This window comes from Microbacterium jejuense, from assembly GCF_019511665.1.
Lineage (GTDB): Bacteria > Actinomycetota > Actinomycetes > Actinomycetales > Microbacteriaceae > Microbacterium > Microbacterium jejuense_A.
On sequence record NZ_JAEUAW010000007.1, the window covers coordinates 186,728 to 201,863 of the forward strand.

Annotated in this window: 16 protein-coding genes; 8 read left to right on the top strand and 8 right to left on the bottom strand. The window is 72.3% G+C overall.

All coding sequences use genetic code 11. The annotated features are described in order from the left end of the window. Positions 1-83: 83 nt before the first annotated feature. The 4 genes from JNB62_RS11435 to JNB62_RS11450 all read right to left on the bottom strand — a co-directional run bounded on the left by JNB62_RS11435 (position 84) and on the right by JNB62_RS11450 (position 2,969). Positions 84-578: a peptidase inhibitor family I36 protein gene (locus JNB62_RS11435; RefSeq protein WP_220301000.1), complete on the bottom strand. Its 495-nt coding sequence runs from the start codon at positions 576-578 to the stop codon at positions 84-86. Next, positions 578-1,558: a hypothetical protein gene (locus tag JNB62_RS11440; RefSeq protein ID WP_220301001.1), complete on the bottom strand. Its 981-nt coding sequence runs from the start codon at positions 1,556-1,558 to the stop codon at positions 578-580. The genes JNB62_RS11435 and JNB62_RS11440 overlap by 1 nt, the downstream gene beginning before the upstream one ends. Continuing rightward, the gene (locus tag JNB62_RS11445; protein WP_220301002.1) at positions 1,555-2,178 is read right to left on the bottom strand and encodes an RNA polymerase sigma factor; all 624 of its coding nucleotides are present in this window, start codon (positions 2,176-2,178) and stop codon (positions 1,555-1,557) included. Before JNB62_RS11445 ends, JNB62_RS11440 begins: the two co-directional genes overlap by 4 nt. A 179-nt stretch (positions 2,179-2,357) precedes the next feature. Beyond that, positions 2,358-2,969: a MerR family transcriptional regulator gene (locus tag JNB62_RS11450; RefSeq protein WP_220301003.1), complete on the bottom strand. Its 612-nt coding sequence runs from the start codon at positions 2,967-2,969 to the stop codon at positions 2,358-2,360. Positions 2,970-3,057: 88 nt separating this feature from the next. Between JNB62_RS11450 and JNB62_RS11455 the strand changes: the two genes are divergently transcribed. The 4 genes from JNB62_RS11455 to JNB62_RS11470 all read left to right on the top strand — a co-directional run bounded on the left by JNB62_RS11455 (position 3,058) and on the right by JNB62_RS11470 (position 6,484). Further along, positions 3,058-3,471: a hypothetical protein gene (locus JNB62_RS11455; RefSeq protein WP_220301004.1), complete on the top strand. Its 414-nt coding sequence runs from the start codon at positions 3,058-3,060 to the stop codon at positions 3,469-3,471. Between the two features lie 196 nt (positions 3,472-3,667). Then, complete coding sequence (locus JNB62_RS11460; RefSeq protein ID WP_220301005.1) at positions 3,668-4,753, top strand: SseB family protein; 1,086 nt, start codon at positions 3,668-3,670, stop codon at positions 4,751-4,753. Between the two features lie 161 nt (positions 4,754-4,914). Next, positions 4,915-5,958: a non-homologous end-joining DNA ligase gene (gene ligD / locus JNB62_RS11465; protein WP_220301006.1), complete on the top strand. Its 1,044-nt coding sequence runs from the start codon at positions 4,915-4,917 to the stop codon at positions 5,956-5,958. Positions 5,959-5,971: 13 nt separating this feature from the next. Further along, complete coding sequence (locus tag JNB62_RS11470) at positions 5,972-6,484, top strand: nitroreductase family deazaflavin-dependent oxidoreductase (RefSeq protein ID WP_220301007.1); 513 nt, start codon at positions 5,972-5,974, stop codon at positions 6,482-6,484. A 3-nt stretch (positions 6,485-6,487) separates the two neighbouring features. On the opposite strand, the gene JNB62_RS11475 is transcribed toward JNB62_RS11470, so the two are convergent. The 4 genes from JNB62_RS11475 to JNB62_RS11490 form a co-directional block, all read right to left on the bottom strand. After that, complete coding sequence (locus JNB62_RS11475; protein ID WP_220301008.1) at positions 6,488-6,709, bottom strand: hypothetical protein; 222 nt, start codon at positions 6,707-6,709, stop codon at positions 6,488-6,490. Between the two features lie 155 nt (positions 6,710-6,864). Then, positions 6,865-7,911, bottom strand: coding sequence for an ATP-dependent DNA ligase (locus tag JNB62_RS11480; protein WP_220301009.1), 1,047 nt, complete (start codon positions 7,909-7,911; stop codon positions 6,865-6,867). A gap of 115 nt (positions 7,912-8,026) precedes the next feature. After that, a complete protein-coding gene (locus tag JNB62_RS19500) occupies positions 8,027-10,951 on the bottom strand; it encodes a helix-turn-helix transcriptional regulator (protein ID WP_220301010.1) in 2,925 nt (974 codons plus the stop codon). Positions 10,952-11,027: 76 nt separating this feature from the next. Then, positions 11,028-11,219 carry a hypothetical protein gene (locus JNB62_RS11490; protein WP_220301011.1) on the bottom strand — a complete coding sequence of 64 codons (192 nt, stop codon included), beginning with the start codon at positions 11,217-11,219 and terminating at the stop codon, positions 11,028-11,030. Between the two features lie 242 nt (positions 11,220-11,461). Here JNB62_RS11490 and JNB62_RS11495 point away from each other — a divergent pair, with 242 nt between their 5' ends. The 4 genes from JNB62_RS11495 to JNB62_RS11510 all read left to right on the top strand — a co-directional run bounded on the left by JNB62_RS11495 (position 11,462) and on the right by JNB62_RS11510 (position 14,721). Beyond that, on the top strand, positions 11,462-12,205 hold the full coding sequence (locus JNB62_RS11495; RefSeq protein WP_220301012.1) for an SDR family oxidoreductase: 744 nt from the start codon (positions 11,462-11,464) through the stop codon (positions 12,203-12,205). Between the two features lie 24 nt (positions 12,206-12,229). Beyond that, positions 12,230-12,820 (top strand): TetR/AcrR family transcriptional regulator, encoded by a 591-nt coding sequence (locus JNB62_RS11500; RefSeq protein ID WP_220301013.1) that lies wholly within the window; start codon positions 12,230-12,232, stop codon positions 12,818-12,820. Further along, on the top strand, positions 12,807-13,868 hold the full coding sequence (locus JNB62_RS11505; protein ID WP_220301014.1) for an NADPH:quinone oxidoreductase family protein: 1,062 nt from the start codon (positions 12,807-12,809) through the stop codon (positions 13,866-13,868). Before JNB62_RS11500 ends, JNB62_RS11505 begins: the two co-directional genes overlap by 14 nt. Before the next feature lie 118 nt (positions 13,869-13,986). Continuing rightward, positions 13,987-14,721 (top strand): glucose 1-dehydrogenase, encoded by a 735-nt coding sequence (locus JNB62_RS11510; RefSeq protein ID WP_220301015.1) that lies wholly within the window; start codon positions 13,987-13,989, stop codon positions 14,719-14,721. The last annotated feature ends 415 nt before the right edge of the window (positions 14,722-15,136 follow it).

Genomic DNA, 15,136 nt, shown 5'->3' on the forward strand with positions numbered 1-15,136 from the left:
TCTCCGTGCGGAGCGCCGGCCCGACCCATGTCGCGGGAGTGCGGGCGAGGTGGAGCCGGGGGCGCCGGCATCCACCCGTCCGGTTACGAGCAGTTGAGCTTGTCGATGCCGGCTGGGACGGACGCCGCGCCCGTGTTGGGCCCGAGGGTCGCCACGGTCGCCCAGCCGTCGTACGCGCGGACCGTGCCGTAGCCACGGGAATTCGCGAGCGAACGCACGGTGCCGAGCGCGGCGACGGAGTTGCCCGTCGTGCAGGCTGAGAACGTCAGCCGACTGCCGGTGTACGAGGTGCCCGAGTAGGCGCAGAACGCGCCGGACGGGCACGAGCCGACCGAGAAGGCGGTGGCGCCGCTGAAGCCGAATCGCGACGCGGCGTCGTCCGGCGCGATGGTCAGGACGACGGCGCCGTCGTCCCATGAGACCTCGTTCGGGGCGGTCTGGGTGCCGCCGAACTCGGCGATGACGGCATCCACTTCGTCTTGAAGCTCGTCGGTGGCGGCGGATGCCGGCGCAGCTGCCAACATGCCGGATCCGATTGCGACGAGCGCGGTCAGCAGGACGAGGAACTTGCGGGGCACTACTCTCTCCGTTCGAAGGCCATGTACGACACTACGGCCGGCGACGGGATGTCCGTCCGGTCGTGGCCGACATACACAGTCTCCAGGGCGACGATGTGTCCCGCAGGCGTGATCAGGATCCGGTCGACGAGGTCGACGTCACTCGGCGGGGTCTCGAGGACGTATGCCTCCCGTCCGAGCCGATCGGTCGTCGTGCCGGCGAGGTCGAGGCCCACACCGGCTAGCACCTCGAGTACAGCAGCTTCTTCTCGGGGCCGCAGCACTCGCTCCATCAGCAGTCCGCCCGTGAGCGAGAGCCACTCGTTCGGTGACGATTCGTCTGCGAAGCCGATGTCGAGCATCGTCCGGCGCAGGTCGTCGGCGTCCTCGGGGAGCGGGTCGGGGAACATGTAGGCGCGCTCGGCGGCGGTCTGGTCGATGCGCCACAGCTCGGTGCCCGGCGGCGGCGCATCCGGATCCTCGACCTTGTCGCCCTGGGTGTCGTACGGGATGCCGGCGACCGCGACCTGCGACCAGCTTCCGTCCGGATAGCGCGTCAGCGTCATCTCGGTCGGTTCGACGAACGGCGGCGGCACCTTCTCGCCGGGAGCCCCGACGGTGGTGACAAGTCCCCAGTTCTGCATGACGATCTGCTGAGGAGCACCCGGCGGTGCCGCATCGGGCTCGCCCGACGTCCGCAGCTGCCGGGCCAGGTCGGTCAGCAGCTCGGCGGCATCGTCGCGCCCCGCCTGAGCGGCCTCGATCTGCAGCATCGGCGGCGTGGCCGCGTACGAAGGCGTCGGAGCCGCGAGCATCGAGACCGTGATCGCCACCACGGCGACGACGGCCGCGGTCGCACTGGTCAGGATCGACCACCCCGGCAGGCTCAACCCGCCGAAACGGCGGCGACGTCGGCGCTCTGCGCGCAGGTCATCGCGCATCTGCGCGATGACGAGGTTCTCCATCGCGTCGCCGCGGGGCATCGGGCGCTGATCGCTCATGATTCCCCCTCCGCGATGTGAGGGGCGTGGTGGGCGAGCGTCTTGCGCAGCCGTTCCTTCGCGCGGGTGAGGCGCTTGCGCACCGTGGACTCGGTCGCGCCGATGACCACGGCGGCGTCGCGGGGCGGCATCCCCTCGAGCAGGCACAGCACGATCACCTGGGCGTCCGCGGCGCTCGCCGTGCGCAGCGCCGCCTCGACGTCGTGCGACAGCGATGCGCGGTCGACGTGGCGGGCGATCTCGTCGGCGTGGTCGGGCACGTCGTCGGCCGCGGGGACGCTCGCGATCAGTCGCTCGTAGCGGCGCTGGCCGCGCAGCTGGTTCTTCGCCGCCAGCGCCACGGTCTTGAGCAGCCAGGGGAGCAGCGAGCCGTCGACGCCTCGCACCTCGTCGCGCTTGCGCCACAACGCCAGCTGGGCGATGCCGACCGCGTCCTCGGCATCCGCGGCGTTGCGAGTCATCGACAGCGCGAGCGCGTACATCTTCTTCTCGTGTCGGCGCAGGAGCGTGCGCATCGCGCCCTCGTCGCCCTCGGCGGCGCGCCGCAGCAGCGTCTCGTCCGAGACGCTGGGCTCGAAAGCCGCGGCGACCGGGACGTCGCCGTCCGAGGGGGCGGGCACCACGGCATCATAAGCAGCCCGTCACGCGCAGCCCGAACGGCGTCGTAACGGCGCCGCCCAGGCACGGTCACAGGAATCCCCACATATGAGATATGTCCGGCACCCGAGGATTTGGGACACCATCGGGGAGATTTTCCTGAGAATGTGCGGGATGCCGGCTGCCCAGGCCGACCGCCCGCTCAGCGATCGCGCGTGTCTGCGACCAGCAGATGGTGATGGGCGAGCCGTCGCAGCGCGAGCATCACGGGCTCGTACAGCGCTGTGCCCAGCACCGCGTAGGTGACTGCCTGGTCCAGCGGCATGCCGGCGAGCGGTGCGAGCTCTTCGGCCGCGACCTGTCGCATCGCGTCGCCGTACCGACGAAGCACGGCAGGTGTGGCATCCAATCCCGCCGCCTCGAGAGCGCGCAGCGCTTCGTCGAGCTGCGCGACGGCGGTGAAGTCGGGGTCGTAGGTGAGCCCGAGTTCGGCGATCGCGGCGCGCGCGAGGGGGTAGTCGTCGCGGTCGGACGCGACGTAGGGCGGCAGCGCGCCGACGGCGCGGCCGAGGGTCTCGACCGGCTCGTCGGATGGCGCGTCGATGAGCGCGAGGACCTCGCGCACCCGCGCGAGCGGCAGGCCGCGCACGTCGCTCAGTGCGGCGATGACGCGAAGGCGGGCGAGATGCCCGTCGCCGTACTCGGCGCGTGTCGCCGAGACGGCCTCGCCGCGGGGGAGCATGCCCTCCCGGATGTAGAACTTCACGGTCGCGACGGGCACCCCGCTGCGCTCCGACAACTCCGAGATCTTCATCGTGCCCTCCTCGCCGTTACATTGGATACTATAGCTATCTAATATTGGAGAGCGAAACTATCCAACGCTCGAAGACCAGGAGGTCACGATGGACCCGATCCTCACGATCGTCGCCGGAGCCACGATCCTCACCGTCATCGGCATCATGTCGGGCGGCACGTTCCTGCTGCGGATCGCCTCGCGCGGTCTGCCGTTCAACGGGCTTCAGAAGACGTTCTTCCGCGCCGGGCACGCGCACGCCGGGGTGCTGGTGCTGCTCGGGCTCGTGAGCCTGCTGCTGGTGTCGGCGGTGGGCGTCCCGTCACCGTGGCAGTGGGCCGCGGTCGGCGTGCTCGCCAGCGCGCTCCTCATCCCGGGCGGGTTCTTCCTGTCGGTGCTCGGACGCGACCCGCAGCGCCCAGGTCGGGCGATCGCGCTCCTGTGGACCGGTGCGGTCGTGCTGGCGGCATCCCTCCTCGCGGTCGGGGTGGGGGTGATCCTCGCGGGCGTCTCGGCGCTGTGAGCCGCGGCGCGCTGGCTCCCGGTCGTTGAGCGGAGCGCGCTCTGGCGCGCGCAGACGAAACGCTCGTGGGCGCGAGGTCGCCCGTGCTGCCGAGGCGTTTCGTCTCGGGAGTCGGTCGCTGAGCGAGGAGCGCCAGCGACGAGACGAAGCGTCCTCGCACGCTCGACGACCGGGTCGTGCGAGTTAGGCTCGAGCAATGGCATTGTTCTCGCGCCGACCGAAGAAGCCCGCCGCGTCGTCGCCCGAGTCGTCGGGCGAGGGCTTCGACGCCGCGGCCGACGAGCTCACGGCCGCCGAGAACGCGTCCGACGCGGAGGCAGCGGACACGGAGCGGGATGCCGCACCCTCCGTCTCGATCTCGGTCTCTTCGTACGGGGGCCTCGGTGCGGCGCCCGGTGCCGCGCGTCCGGCTGAGTCCGAGGCGCCGGCCGCCCAGGCGGCGCCGACCAGGCTTCCGCGCCTGGGCGGACGCGAGTGGATGCGCACGGCGCCGACGCAGACCGAGACCGTGCCCGGCCTGCGCGACAACGTGCTGCTGCGCGACGCCCTCGGCCGGGTCGGCGACGCACCCGCGTCGCAGGCGCTGCTCGACGTGGCCCGGCAGCTGCTGCAGGGCCACGTGTTCCTGCGGGTCAAGGGCGACGCGCGCACCCTTCTCGCCGAGGGCAAGCCGCTGCCGCTGGGCGTCGCGAACCTCGGCGAGCGCACATTCGCGCTCGCATACTCGAGCGGTGCGGCGTTGCAGGCGAGCCTCAAGGCCGATGGCGACTCCGACACGTCGGCGATGGGTCAGCCCGTGCTGACGGTGCTGCAGCACGTGTTCGCGAGCGGGTACGACGGCATCGTGCTCGACCCGGCGTCCACGCCGTCGCGCGCCGTGCTGCCGACGGAACTGCTCAAGCGCGCCGTCGACCAGGCCGACCCCGAGCTGACCATCAAGACGCTGCTGGCGGCCGAGCGCACGCCGGAGGTGGCGGGCCAGGTGGCCGACGCGCTCACGCGCGTACCGCTGTGGGTGGCAGCCGGCGTCGCAGAAGGCGGCGCCCCCGGACTCGCCGAGGGACGCACGGCCGACGGCGAGCGGTTCCTCGAGGTGTATTCGCACCCGCTCGAGGTCGCGGTCATGGGTCGCGGCGACAACGCGGTGCCGATCACGGCCGCGCAGCTCGCCCGCGCGCTCGGCTCGGACGACGCCATCAACGGCGTCGTCGTCGACCCGGCCGGCCCCTGGATCCGCCTCACGCGCGCCGAGCTCGCGCCGGTGCTCGCCCTGGCGGAGTAGCCGCTCGCGCGATTCGCCCACGAATGCAGGCGGTCTGTGGCTGCAGCGCCTTGCGCGGGCCGGATCGGCGGCGTGTCGGGGCGCGCTGCCTGCAGTCGTGCACGAATCGTCGCGGCAGCGACGGGGTGCCGCATGTCGTCGCTCCCCGCTAGCGTCGGAGCATGGCGTCCGAGCGCATCACCCTCACCGTTCCCGGTCCGGACGGCGACCGCGAGGTCGGGCTGTCGAATCCCAACCGCGTGCTATGGCCCGAGCTGGGCATCACCAAGCACGAGCTGGCCGAGTACCTGATCGCCGTGCAGGGGCCGTTCCTCGCCGCCAACGGCGGTCGGCCCGTGTCGCTCGAGCGCTTTCCTGACGGCGTCGAGGGCGAGCGCTTCTACTCCAAGAACCCGCCGAAGGGCGCGCCCGCGTTCGTCGAGGCGCAGACCGTCACGTACAACAGCGGACGGCGGCATCCGCAGATCATCCTCACCGAGATCGCCACCGCCGTCTGGGCCGTGCAGATGAACACGATCGTGTTCCACCCGTGGGCCTCGCTCGCGGCGAACACCGACAACCCCGTCGAGCTGCGGATCGACCTCGATCCGCAGCCGGGGACGGATTTCGCGGATGCCGCAGCCGTCGCGCCCGCGATGCGCGAGGTCCTGGCCGAGGCGGGGTTGACGGCGTTCCTGAAGACGAGCGGCAATCGCGGCATCCACGTGTTCTGCCCGATCGAGCCGGAGTGGGAGTTCCTGGACGTCCGCCATGCCGTCATCGCCGCGGGCCGAGAGCTCGAACGCCGCCTGCCCGACAAGGTGACGATGAACTGGTGGAAGGAAGAGCGCGGTGAGCGCATCTTCATCGACTTCAACCAGGCCAACCGCGACCGCACGATGGCGGGCGCCTACAGCCCGCGGGCGCTGCCGACGGCGACCGTCTCGACACCGCTCACGTGGGACGAGCTCGAGGCGGGTGTCGACCCGGCGGCGTTCACGGTGCGGACCGTTCCGGCGCGTCTGGCCGACGCCGGGGACCCGTGGGCCGATCTGCTCACGAAGCCGGGACGCATCGACACGCTCATGGAGTGGTGGCAGCGCGACCTCGACGCGGGTCTCGGCGAGCTGAACTTCCCGCCCGACTTCCCCAAGATGCCGGGCGAGCCGCCCCGCGTGCAGCCCAGCCGCATCAACCCCGAGAACTGGCCCAAGGCCGAGGAATGAGTGAGGCGGGCCGATGACCGAGTCGGCGACGGATCCGCGCCGCGTCGCGCCGACGGCGCCGCGAGGGCGACGCACGGCACTCGTCGATCGGCTGATCGAAGCGGGCCTGCGCGCACGGTGGGTCGTGCGCGCCCCGATCCCGCTGTACCGCGCGGGCCTCGGATGGCTGTTCGGCCGGCGTCTCGTGATGATCGAGCACCTCGGCCGGGTGTCACACGACCGCCGGTTCGTCGTCGTCGAGGTGGTCGAGCGGGAACGCAACGTGATCCGTGTCGCATCGGGGTTCGGCACCCGGGCGCAGTGGTACCGCAACCTGCGTGCCAACGGTGTGGCCTACCTCAGCACCGGCGGCGCCCGTCACGTGCGCGCCGCGGTGCGGCTGCTCGACCGTGACGAATCCGAGGCGCGCCTGAGGGTGTATGCGGCGAGGCATCCGCGCGCGTGGCGTCACCTCAAGGCGGCGATGGACGACGCCGCCGGCGGCGACGCCTACATCCCGATCGTGGAGTTCACCCCGCCGCGCTGACCATCAGCACCCCGAGGGCGACACGACAGGTGTGCTCGGGCAGGGAACCGGCGAGGGAGAGCGATGCACCGGCGTGCGGCGGAAGAGCCGCACCATCCAGAGCCGACGCCCGGCGCGTGGCTCGTCCTGCGCGCCGCGCTCGCTCTGGGCGAGCTTCAAGGCGTTCTCGCGCGCGACCGTCGCGGTGCGCTCGTCGGCGATGACCTGGGCCGTGTAGAAGGACATGATCGCTCCTGTCGCAGGTGGCGTCCGCGCGAAGCTCCGCTGGTTCCGTCGGGAGCAGCGCTGCGCGGGTGCGACACGTTAGTCCGGGCCTCCGACATTCGAGCCGCAACGGCTGCTCGACGTCGTGCGCTCCGCGCACACACGGAGCGACCGCTTCACACCAGGACGTCGGCGAGGTCGTAGGCCGCGACGACCTCGAGCTGCTCGTACGTGCACGACGCCGGATCGCGGTCGGGGCGCCAGCGCTCGAACTGCACGGTGTGACGGAAGCGCCAGCCTTCGAGCTGGTCGTACCGCACCTCGAGCACGCGCTCGGGCCGAAGCTTGACGAACGACGAGTCGGCGCGGCCGGCCTGGAACCGGGATTTCTCGCCCTCGCCGCGCACCGCCTCGCCATCGGCGTCGCGCACGACGAGGGGCGCGAGCTCGTCGATGAGCTCGAGTCGCCGCTCGTTGCTCCACGCAGCGACGCCGCCCACGGGGTAGAGCGTGCCGTCTTCGCCGTACAGCCCGACGAGCAGCGATCCGACACCCTCGCCGGACTTGTGGATGCGGTAGCCGAGCGCCACGACGTCGGCCGTGCGCGCGTGCTTGATCTTGAACATCGTGCGCTTGCCCGGTGCGTACGGCTGCGCGAGCGGTTTGGCCACCACTCCGTCGAGGCCCGCGCCCTCGAACTCGGCGAGCCAGCGGCGCGCCAGGTCGGCGTCGTCGGTGGCGCGCGTGACGTGTACCGGATCGGGCACGTCGCGCAGCAGGTCGACGAGCGTCTCACGCCGCGTCGAGAACGGCTCTTGCTGCAGGTCACGGTCGCCGACGGCGAGCACATCGAACGCGATGAACATCGCCGGCGTCTGCTCCGACAGCATGTTGACGCGTGACGCCGCGGGGTGGATGCGCTGCGACAGCGACTCCCAATCGAGCCGGCGCCGCCCATCGCGGTCGACAGGCACGACGATCTCGCCGTCGAGCAGGCACGGGCCCGGCAGAAGACGGGCGAAGGCCTCGACGAGCTCGGGGAAGTAGCGGGTCAGCGGCTTCGCACCGCGCGAACCGATCACGACCTCCGACCCGTCCCACGAGACGAGCGCGCGGAAGCCGTCCCACTTCGGCTCGTAGCTCAGCCCGCCCGGCACCTTCGCGGGGTCGGGTACGTCGGGCACGGACTTCGCGAGCATCGGCGCAGGGATCTCGTACGGCATGCGCCCATCCTGCCGCGCCCCGCCGACACGCACACCCCTCCGCGGCATCCTTCGACGCGCAGCACGCACAGGGCGGGCAGCAGAGAGGGGGAGGGGATGCCGGCGGCCCGGCGGATCAGGACCGCGCAGCCGCCGCGGCCGATGTGTACCAGGCCGCGGCTTCGGCGCGGTTGGCGGCGCCGATCTTCGCGAGGATCGCCGACACGTGCACGGACGCCGTCTTCGGGCTGATGAACAGCCGCTGCCCGATCTGGGGGTTCGTGAGGCCCTCGGCGATGAGCTGCAGCACCTGCAGTTCGCGCGGCGTCAGCGACGCGACGACCGATTCGGCCGCCGCCGTCGCGTCGCCCGTCACGGTCGCGAGACCGGCGTCGGCCGCCGCCTCGGTCGCCCAGCGGCCCACGAGCGCGACGCCGTCGTCCGCCGCATGCGCGGCGACCTCGGCGAGCAGCACCGCACCGTCGCCGCGCGATCCGGCATCGAGCAGCGCGAGTGCCAGGCGGCACTGCGCGACACGGCGATGCCACACCGGCAGCAGGCCGTCCGCGGTGGCATCCACGAGGTCCCTCCAGGCGGCGACGCGGGCCGCGGCCGGAGCGGTGTCGTCCGACACCAGCGCGCGCACGAAGTCCGCGTGCGCACGTGCCGACGCGTGGTCGGGCCATCCCGACAGCACCCCCAGCAGCCGCTCCTTCAGAGCGGCGTCGGCGCGGTGCCCCGAAGGCAGGGCCAGCAGCGCAGCGGTCAGCAGAGCGTAGCGGCGCAGCGAGGGCGTGCCCTCGCTGTCTCCGACCGTGACCGCGACCGAGAGGACGTCGTCCAGGACGTCACGCGGAGGCTCGTCGGCCCCGCGCAGGACGAGCAGCTCTTCTGCCCGCTGGATGGCCCACCAGTGGTGCTTGTCGGGGTACCGGCGCCCGGATTCCTCGATCCGCGCGCGCTCGTCCGACAGCAGCTGGTCGCGGTCGGCGGCGCGGTCCTCCCACGTGAGGTGCGCTGCGAGCAGTCGCACGACCGACGCACCGTGCAGCGGGTTCATCAGCCGTCGGGCGCGCTGCGCGTACCTGCGGCCGTCGTCGGCTCGGCCCGTCGCGAAGAGCGCGAGCGACAGGGCGTGCGCGAGACCGGACCCGGATCCGCGCTCGATGCCGGCGCGTACGACGTCGGCATAGTGCTGCTCGCCGACGACGACGGCCTCGGCGAACCTGCCGACGCGCAGCAGCATGTCGGTGAGTCCCGTGCCGGCGTAGGCGCGCAGACCCGGGTCGAGGTGCAGCGTGACGGCGCGCTCCAGCGGCTCGAGCGCGCGCGGCTCGTCGTCCTCGTCCGCGGCGATGCGCCACGATTCGACGGTCAGCGCAACGGCGAGGGCGCCGTCGTCACCGGAGTCCTCGGCCAGCGCGATCGCCCGCGCGGTGTGCTGCGCCGCCTCGTCGCCGTGCTCGTCGAGCGCGAGGTTGGTCAGGACCCGCGACAGCAGCGCCCGCGCCTGCGGATCATCGAGTCCTTCCAGCAGAGCGACCGACTCCGCCAGGTCTTCGAGGCGCCCGCGGTGCTCGAGGTTGTACGTCTCGACGAACCGCTGCCGCAGCAGCGCGGCGCGCGTGAGGGCGTCGTCCGGGCACACGGCGAGTCCCTCGTTCGCCGAGCGCAGCGACCGCTCGGCGTCGCCGAGGTCGTGCCAGGCCTGAGCGGCGCCGAGGTGCAGAGCAGGGAGCGAGGTGCCGGCGCGGTCGGCGGCATCCGGAACCAGATCCCACAGCTCGGTGAGCCGTTCGCTCAGCTTCGCCGACATGGCGGGCGAGAAACGCGAGCGCGACTGCTGCATCGCCGCGACGGTCGCGTCGAACGCCGCCGGCAGGTCGCGGGCTGCGAGCCAGTGCTCCGCGATGGCCGACGCGTCGTCCGGAGAATCGCCGTGGTGGGCGCTCAGGTGCTCGGCGTAGCGGCGGTGCACGCGCACGCGCTCGCTCGGCAGCATCTCGCCCTCGACGGCCTCGCGCGTGAGCGCGTGGCGGAACGTGTAGCCCGCACCGTCGGCGACGAGCACGCGTGTGTCGACGGCCTCACGGACGGCGGCGTCGAGGGCGGCGTCGTCGAGTGGCGCGACGGCTGCCAGCACGTCGTGCTCGACGTGCATGCCGCCCGCCGCCATGGTGCGCACGACGTGCTGCGCGTCGTCGCCGAGGCGTGCGTACCGCGCGAGGACGAGGTCGCGCAGGGTGTCGGGCAGCGGCCGGTCGCCGAGGTCGACGAGCTCTTCGACGAGGAACGGGATGCCGCCGCTGCGCTCGGTGAGCGACTCGACCATCCGCGGGTCGAGGCCGGCGGCGAGCTGGGCCACCTGCTCTGCGACCTCGTCGCCCGTGAGCGGGCGGACCTCCACGCGGGCGACGGACCGGGTGCGGTCGAGTTCCGCCAGCACCGGGCGGAGGGGGTGGAATCGGTCGATGTCGTCGGAGCGGTAGGTCGCGACGATCGTGAGGCGGCGGCCCCGCAGGGTGCTGGCGAGGGTCTTCAGGAGCGCCATGGTGGCGGCATCCGCCCACTGCAGGTCTTCGAGCACCACGACGAGATGCCGCCGCTGCGAGAGCTGCTCGAGGAGCACCTCGATCGCCTCGGCGAACTCGCCGGCGGGCTCGTCGGACTCGGCGTGATCGGGCGAGATGCCCGGGACGAGGGCCGCGAGGCTCGCGATCACGGCGGCCGATCCGGCGGCCTCGCGCAGCGCATCGGTGCCGACCGCTGCGTGAAGGTCGCGCAGCACGCGCCGGATCGGGCCGAACGGGGCGCCGATCGGACCGAGGTCGACGCATTGCCCGAACGCGACCACGGGGCCGCTCGTCGGCGCGTCGCCGAGCGGGTCGCGGGCGACGAGGGCGAGGAACTCCTGCACCAGCCGCGTCTTGCCCACCCCCGCCTCGCCGCGCACGACGACCGTCCTCGGGACGCCGCTCTCGCCGTCGTCGAACGCCTCGAGCAGCGCCGCGAGCTCGGAGTGCCGCCCGACCATGCGCGGGCTCGAGGGGAGTGCGGGCATGGTCATATCGTGGCACCTTCCGTGTGCGCGCGGTCGGTCCGCGGAGCGCCGACGCCGCAGCGCCCGAGCATCCGCGTCACCGCGCGGCGGCGACGGCGGAGCGGCGGGTGTGGCGGTGGCGCGCCGCGAAGCCGTGGCCAGCGGGGGCGGTCGCCGGCGCCGTCTCTTCGGCCTGCGCCGCGCGCTGCTCGCGGATCTCGGCCTCGCGGCGCAGCTCGGCGGTGCGGTGGGTGTGGAGCGTCGAGGCGAAGAAGGTCGTGTCGTTCATGTGCGTCTCCTGTCGGATGACCCGCCTTCCGGCCGGTCCGTCTTACAGGAACGACTCTCGTCTCTAAGGGGGGTGCTCCCCATCGGGCGGATGCCTTATATCCGCCTCAGGGACGCCTCAGATGTGGATGCCGGCGGTCTGAGTCGAGCGGGTTCGTCGGGGGTCGGCGGCGGCTCCGGCGACAGCGCGGATCCGTGGTACGGTGATGAAACCGACCAGCCGGTATGTCGCAAGGAGGCGCCATGACCATCGACCGCTTCGACGGCACCGCAACGCTCGTCACCGGCGCCAGCCGCGGCATCGGCTACGCGATCGCGCGCCGCATCGTCGACGAGGGCGGGTCGGTCGTGATCACAGGACGCAAGCAGGAGGCGCTCGACGCTGCCGTCGCCGAACTGGGCCCCGCCGCGAGCGCCGTCGCCGGGCGGGCCGACGATCCCGACCATCAGTCCGCCGTGTTCGCGCACATCGCCGACCGGCACGGGCGCCTCGACCACCTGGTCAACAACGCCGGCATCAACCCGGTGTACGGCCCGCTCGCCGACATCGACGCCGACGCCGCCCGCAAGATCCTCGAGGTCAACGTCGTCGCGACGCTGGACTGGACCCGCGCCGCCGTTGCCGCCGGCCTCTCGACCTCGGTGGTCAACATCGCGTCGGTCGCCGGTCTCGGAGCGAGCCCGGGCATCGCCTTCTACGGCATCTCGAAGGCGGCGCTCATCAACCTCACCGCGCAGCTGGCCTACGAGCTCGCCCCGCGCATCCGCGTGAACGCCGTCGCGCCCGCCGTCATCAAGACCGCTTTCGCGCGGGCCCTCTACGAGGGCCACGAGGACGAGGCATCCGCCGCGTATCCGCTCCGCCGCCTGGGCGAGACCGACGATGTCGCCGGTCCCGTCGCGTTCCTGCTGTCGCAAGACGCCGGGTGGATCACGGGCCAGACCCTCGCGATCGACGGCGGCGCCGGCATCCGTCCCCTCGTCTGAGCCCCGGAGCGACAGGATGAGGGTATGAAGGATTCCCACGTCGCAGACGACGTCACCCGCGCCGCCGTCGAACTGTTCGCCCGGCAGGGGTACGCCAACACCAGCGTGCAGCAGATCGTCGATGCCGCCGGCGTCACCAAGGGCGCGATGTACCACTACTTCGAGTCGAAGGACGACCTGCTCTTCGGCATCTACGAGCGGCTGCTGACGCTGCAGAAGGCGCACCTCGACGACATCATCGCCCGCGGCGGCACGACCGAAGAGGTGCTGCGCGCGGTGTGCGTCGACGTGCTCGAGACCTCGATCGACTCGATGGAAGAGGGGGCGGTGTTCTTCCGCAGCCTCAACATGCTGTCGGCGCCGCGCGCGCAGGAGGTCACCCGCCGGCGTCGCGCGTACCACGACGAGTTCGCCGAGCTCATCTCGCGGGGACAGGCCGAGGGCATCTACCGCGACGACATCCCCCTCGCGATGCTCGTGGCCCACTTCTTCAGCGACGTGCACTACCTGTCGCACTGGTACTCGCCCGAAGGCCCCGAAGACAAGACGCTCGTGGCCGAGCAGCTCACCGACCTGTTCCTGACCAGCCTGAGGAGAGTGGATGCCGCACCCTGACGCCCCCGCGAACGCCGAGGCCGCCCGGCCCGCGGTCGTGAGCCCGGCGGTCGCCGTGCCGGAAGCGATGCGCGCCTGGCGCGTGACGGTGCTCGGCGAGCCCGCAGATGCCCTGTCGCTCGACGCGGTGCCGACGCCGGAGCCCGGCGCCGGCGAGGTGATGGTGCGCGTGCGCGCCGTGGCCGCCAACTTCCCCGATGTGCTGCTGTGCCGCGGCGAGTACCAGGTCAAGCCCGAGTTGCCGTTCTCACCCGGCATCGAGCTGGTCGGGGTGGTCGCCGCGCTGGGCGCCGGGGTCACCGGTGTCGCCGTCGGCGACCGGGTGCTCGGGTCGAAGATCGGCGTGCTCGCGGAGTACGCGGTGCTGCCGGCATCCGACGTCTGGAAGGCGCCGGATGCGCTCGCCGACGCCGAAGCCTCGGGCCTGACCGTCGCGTACCAGACCGCCTGGTTCGGCCTGCACCGGCGGGCGGCGCTGCAGGCGGGGGAGTGGCTGCTCGTGCACGCCGCCGCCGGCGGCGTGGGGCTTGCGGCTGTGCAGCTGGGCGTCGCCGCCGGCGCGCGGGTGATCGGCGTCGTCGGCTCCGAGGCCAAGGCCGCGGTCGCCCGCGAAGCCGGTGCCGAGGTGGTGCTGATCCGCGGGGCGGACGACCTCGTGGCGGGCGTCAAGGCCGCGACCGGCGGGCACGGCGCCGACGTCGTTTTCGACCCGGTCGGCGGCGATGCGTTTGAGGCGTCCACCAAGTGCATCGCCTTCGAGGGGCGCATCGTGGTGGTCGGCTTCGCGGGCGGCGCGATCCAGGCGCTCCCGGCCGGGCACGTGCTCGTCAAGAACTACTCCGTGCTCGGGCTGCACTGGGGCCTGTACCCGCGTGTCCGCCCTGACCTCATCGACGACGCGCGCGCCGAGCTGACGCGGCTGGCCTCGGCCGGCGGCATCCATCCCGTCGTCGACCGCATCGTGCCGTTCGAGCAGGCGCCCGACGCGCTGACGGCGCTCGCCTCGGGCTCGACGGTGGGCCGTGTCGTGATCGAGGTGGCCTCGTGACCCCGCGTCGACGACGCACGTCGTCGCCGAGAACGCATGTCGTCGCCGCATATGACGTGCGGCGTCGGCGAGGACGCACGTTCTCGACCGCACCGGTGCGGGCGGCGGAGGTGCCGGCGTGAGCGGGTTCGACCTGGACGGGAAGGCGGCGCTCGTCACGGGCGGCGCCCGGGGCATCGGCGAGGCGTACGTGCGGGCGCTCCACGCCGCGGGCGCGAGCGTCGTGATCGCCGACATCCTCGACGGCTCCGCGCTCGCCGACGAGCTCGGCGACCGTGCCCGGGCCGTCCACCTCGACGTGACGGACGAGGGCGAATGGGATGCCGCGGTCCGGGCCTGCCTCGACGCGTTCGGCTCGCTCGACGTGCTCGTCAACAACGCGGGCATCGCGAACGCGGCGCCCATCGAGCACTTCACGACCGAGAAGTGGAACGCCGTCATCGCCGTCAACCTCACGGGCGTCTTCTTCGGCTGCCGCGCCGCCACGCCGGTCATGAAGCAGCAGGGCCGCGGCTCGATCATCAACATCTCGTCGGTCGAGGGCATGCGCGGCAGCCCCGGCCTGCACGGATACACCGCCGCCAAGTTCGGCGTCCGCGGGCTGTCGCAGTCGCTCGCCGTCGAGCTCGGACCTTCCGGCATCCGCGTCAACTCCGTCCACCCGGGCTTCATCCGCACGTCGATGACGACGCGCATCGATCCCGCGCACCTCGACATCCCCCTCGGGCGGCCGGGCGAGCCCTTCGACCTCGCCGGCACCATCGTGTTCCTGGCGTCCGACGCGTCGTCGTTCACCAGCGGCGCCGAGTTCGTGGTCGACGGCGGCATGATCGCCGGCATCCCGCACCGCTAGCCAGGCCGCGGTCCCGCGGTCCTGCGGGTGGGCGTCCGGAGTCCGGTGGAGCCCGCTGCCGCTGCCGCCGGTCCGAATATCGGATGATCGCGGTGTGTCCGGATCTTCGGGTGCGCATGCTCCGGAGAGGGTGCGGTTCTCCGAATTCCGGATGAGGGTGGATGCCGCGGCTCCGAGCGTCGGTGCGCTCGCTGTGTGGCATCCCGAACCCCTCCCGGCAGCCAACCCGCTCCGCGAGCCGGGGTGTCGTCGCGGCTCCGAATATCGGATGATCGCGGTGTTTCCGGATCTTCGGGTGCGGATGCTCCGGAAAGCGCGCGATTCTCCGATTTCCGGATGGGGGTGGATGCCGCGGCCCGGGGGCGACGGGGCCGTCGCTGCGTGGCATCCCGAGTCGCCCGCCGCCCACCCGCCC

Excerpts from the sequence above, each read along its gene's own strand:
- JNB62_RS11495 (WP_220301012.1), top strand. The coding sequence starts at position 11,462 with ATGACCATCGACCGCTTCGACGGCACCGCAACGCTCGTCACCGGCGCC.
- JNB62_RS11500 (WP_220301013.1), top strand. The coding sequence starts at position 12,230 with ATGAAGGATTCCCACGTCGCAGACGACGTCACCCGCGCCGCCGTCGAA.
- JNB62_RS19500 (WP_220301010.1), bottom strand. The coding sequence starts at position 10,951 with ATGCCCGCACTCCCCTCGAGCCCGCGCATGGTCGGGCGGCACTCCGAG.
- JNB62_RS11440 (WP_220301001.1), bottom strand. The coding sequence starts at position 1,558 with ATGAGCGATCAGCGCCCGATGCCCCGCGGCGACGCGATGGAGAACCTC.
- JNB62_RS11480 (WP_220301009.1), bottom strand. The coding sequence starts at position 7,911 with ATGCCGTACGAGATCCCTGCGCCGATGCTCGCGAAGTCCGTGCCCGAC.
- JNB62_RS11450 (WP_220301003.1), bottom strand. The coding sequence starts at position 2,969 with ATGAAGATCTCGGAGTTGTCGGAGCGCAGCGGGGTGCCCGTCGCGACC.
- JNB62_RS11460 (WP_220301005.1), top strand. The coding sequence starts at position 3,668 with ATGGCATTGTTCTCGCGCCGACCGAAGAAGCCCGCCGCGTCGTCGCCC.
- JNB62_RS11455 (WP_220301004.1), top strand. The coding sequence starts at position 3,058 with ATGGACCCGATCCTCACGATCGTCGCCGGAGCCACGATCCTCACCGTC.
- JNB62_RS11470 (WP_220301007.1), top strand. The coding sequence starts at position 5,972 with ATGACCGAGTCGGCGACGGATCCGCGCCGCGTCGCGCCGACGGCGCCG.
- JNB62_RS11505 (WP_220301014.1), top strand. The coding sequence starts at position 12,807 with ATGCCGCACCCTGACGCCCCCGCGAACGCCGAGGCCGCCCGGCCCGCG.
- JNB62_RS11475 (WP_220301008.1), bottom strand. The coding sequence starts at position 6,709 with ATGTCCTTCTACACGGCCCAGGTCATCGCCGACGAGCGCACCGCGACG.
- JNB62_RS11490 (WP_220301011.1), bottom strand. The coding sequence starts at position 11,219 with ATGAACGACACGACCTTCTTCGCCTCGACGCTCCACACCCACCGCACC.
- ligD (WP_220301006.1), top strand. The coding sequence starts at position 4,915 with ATGGCGTCCGAGCGCATCACCCTCACCGTTCCCGGTCCGGACGGCGAC.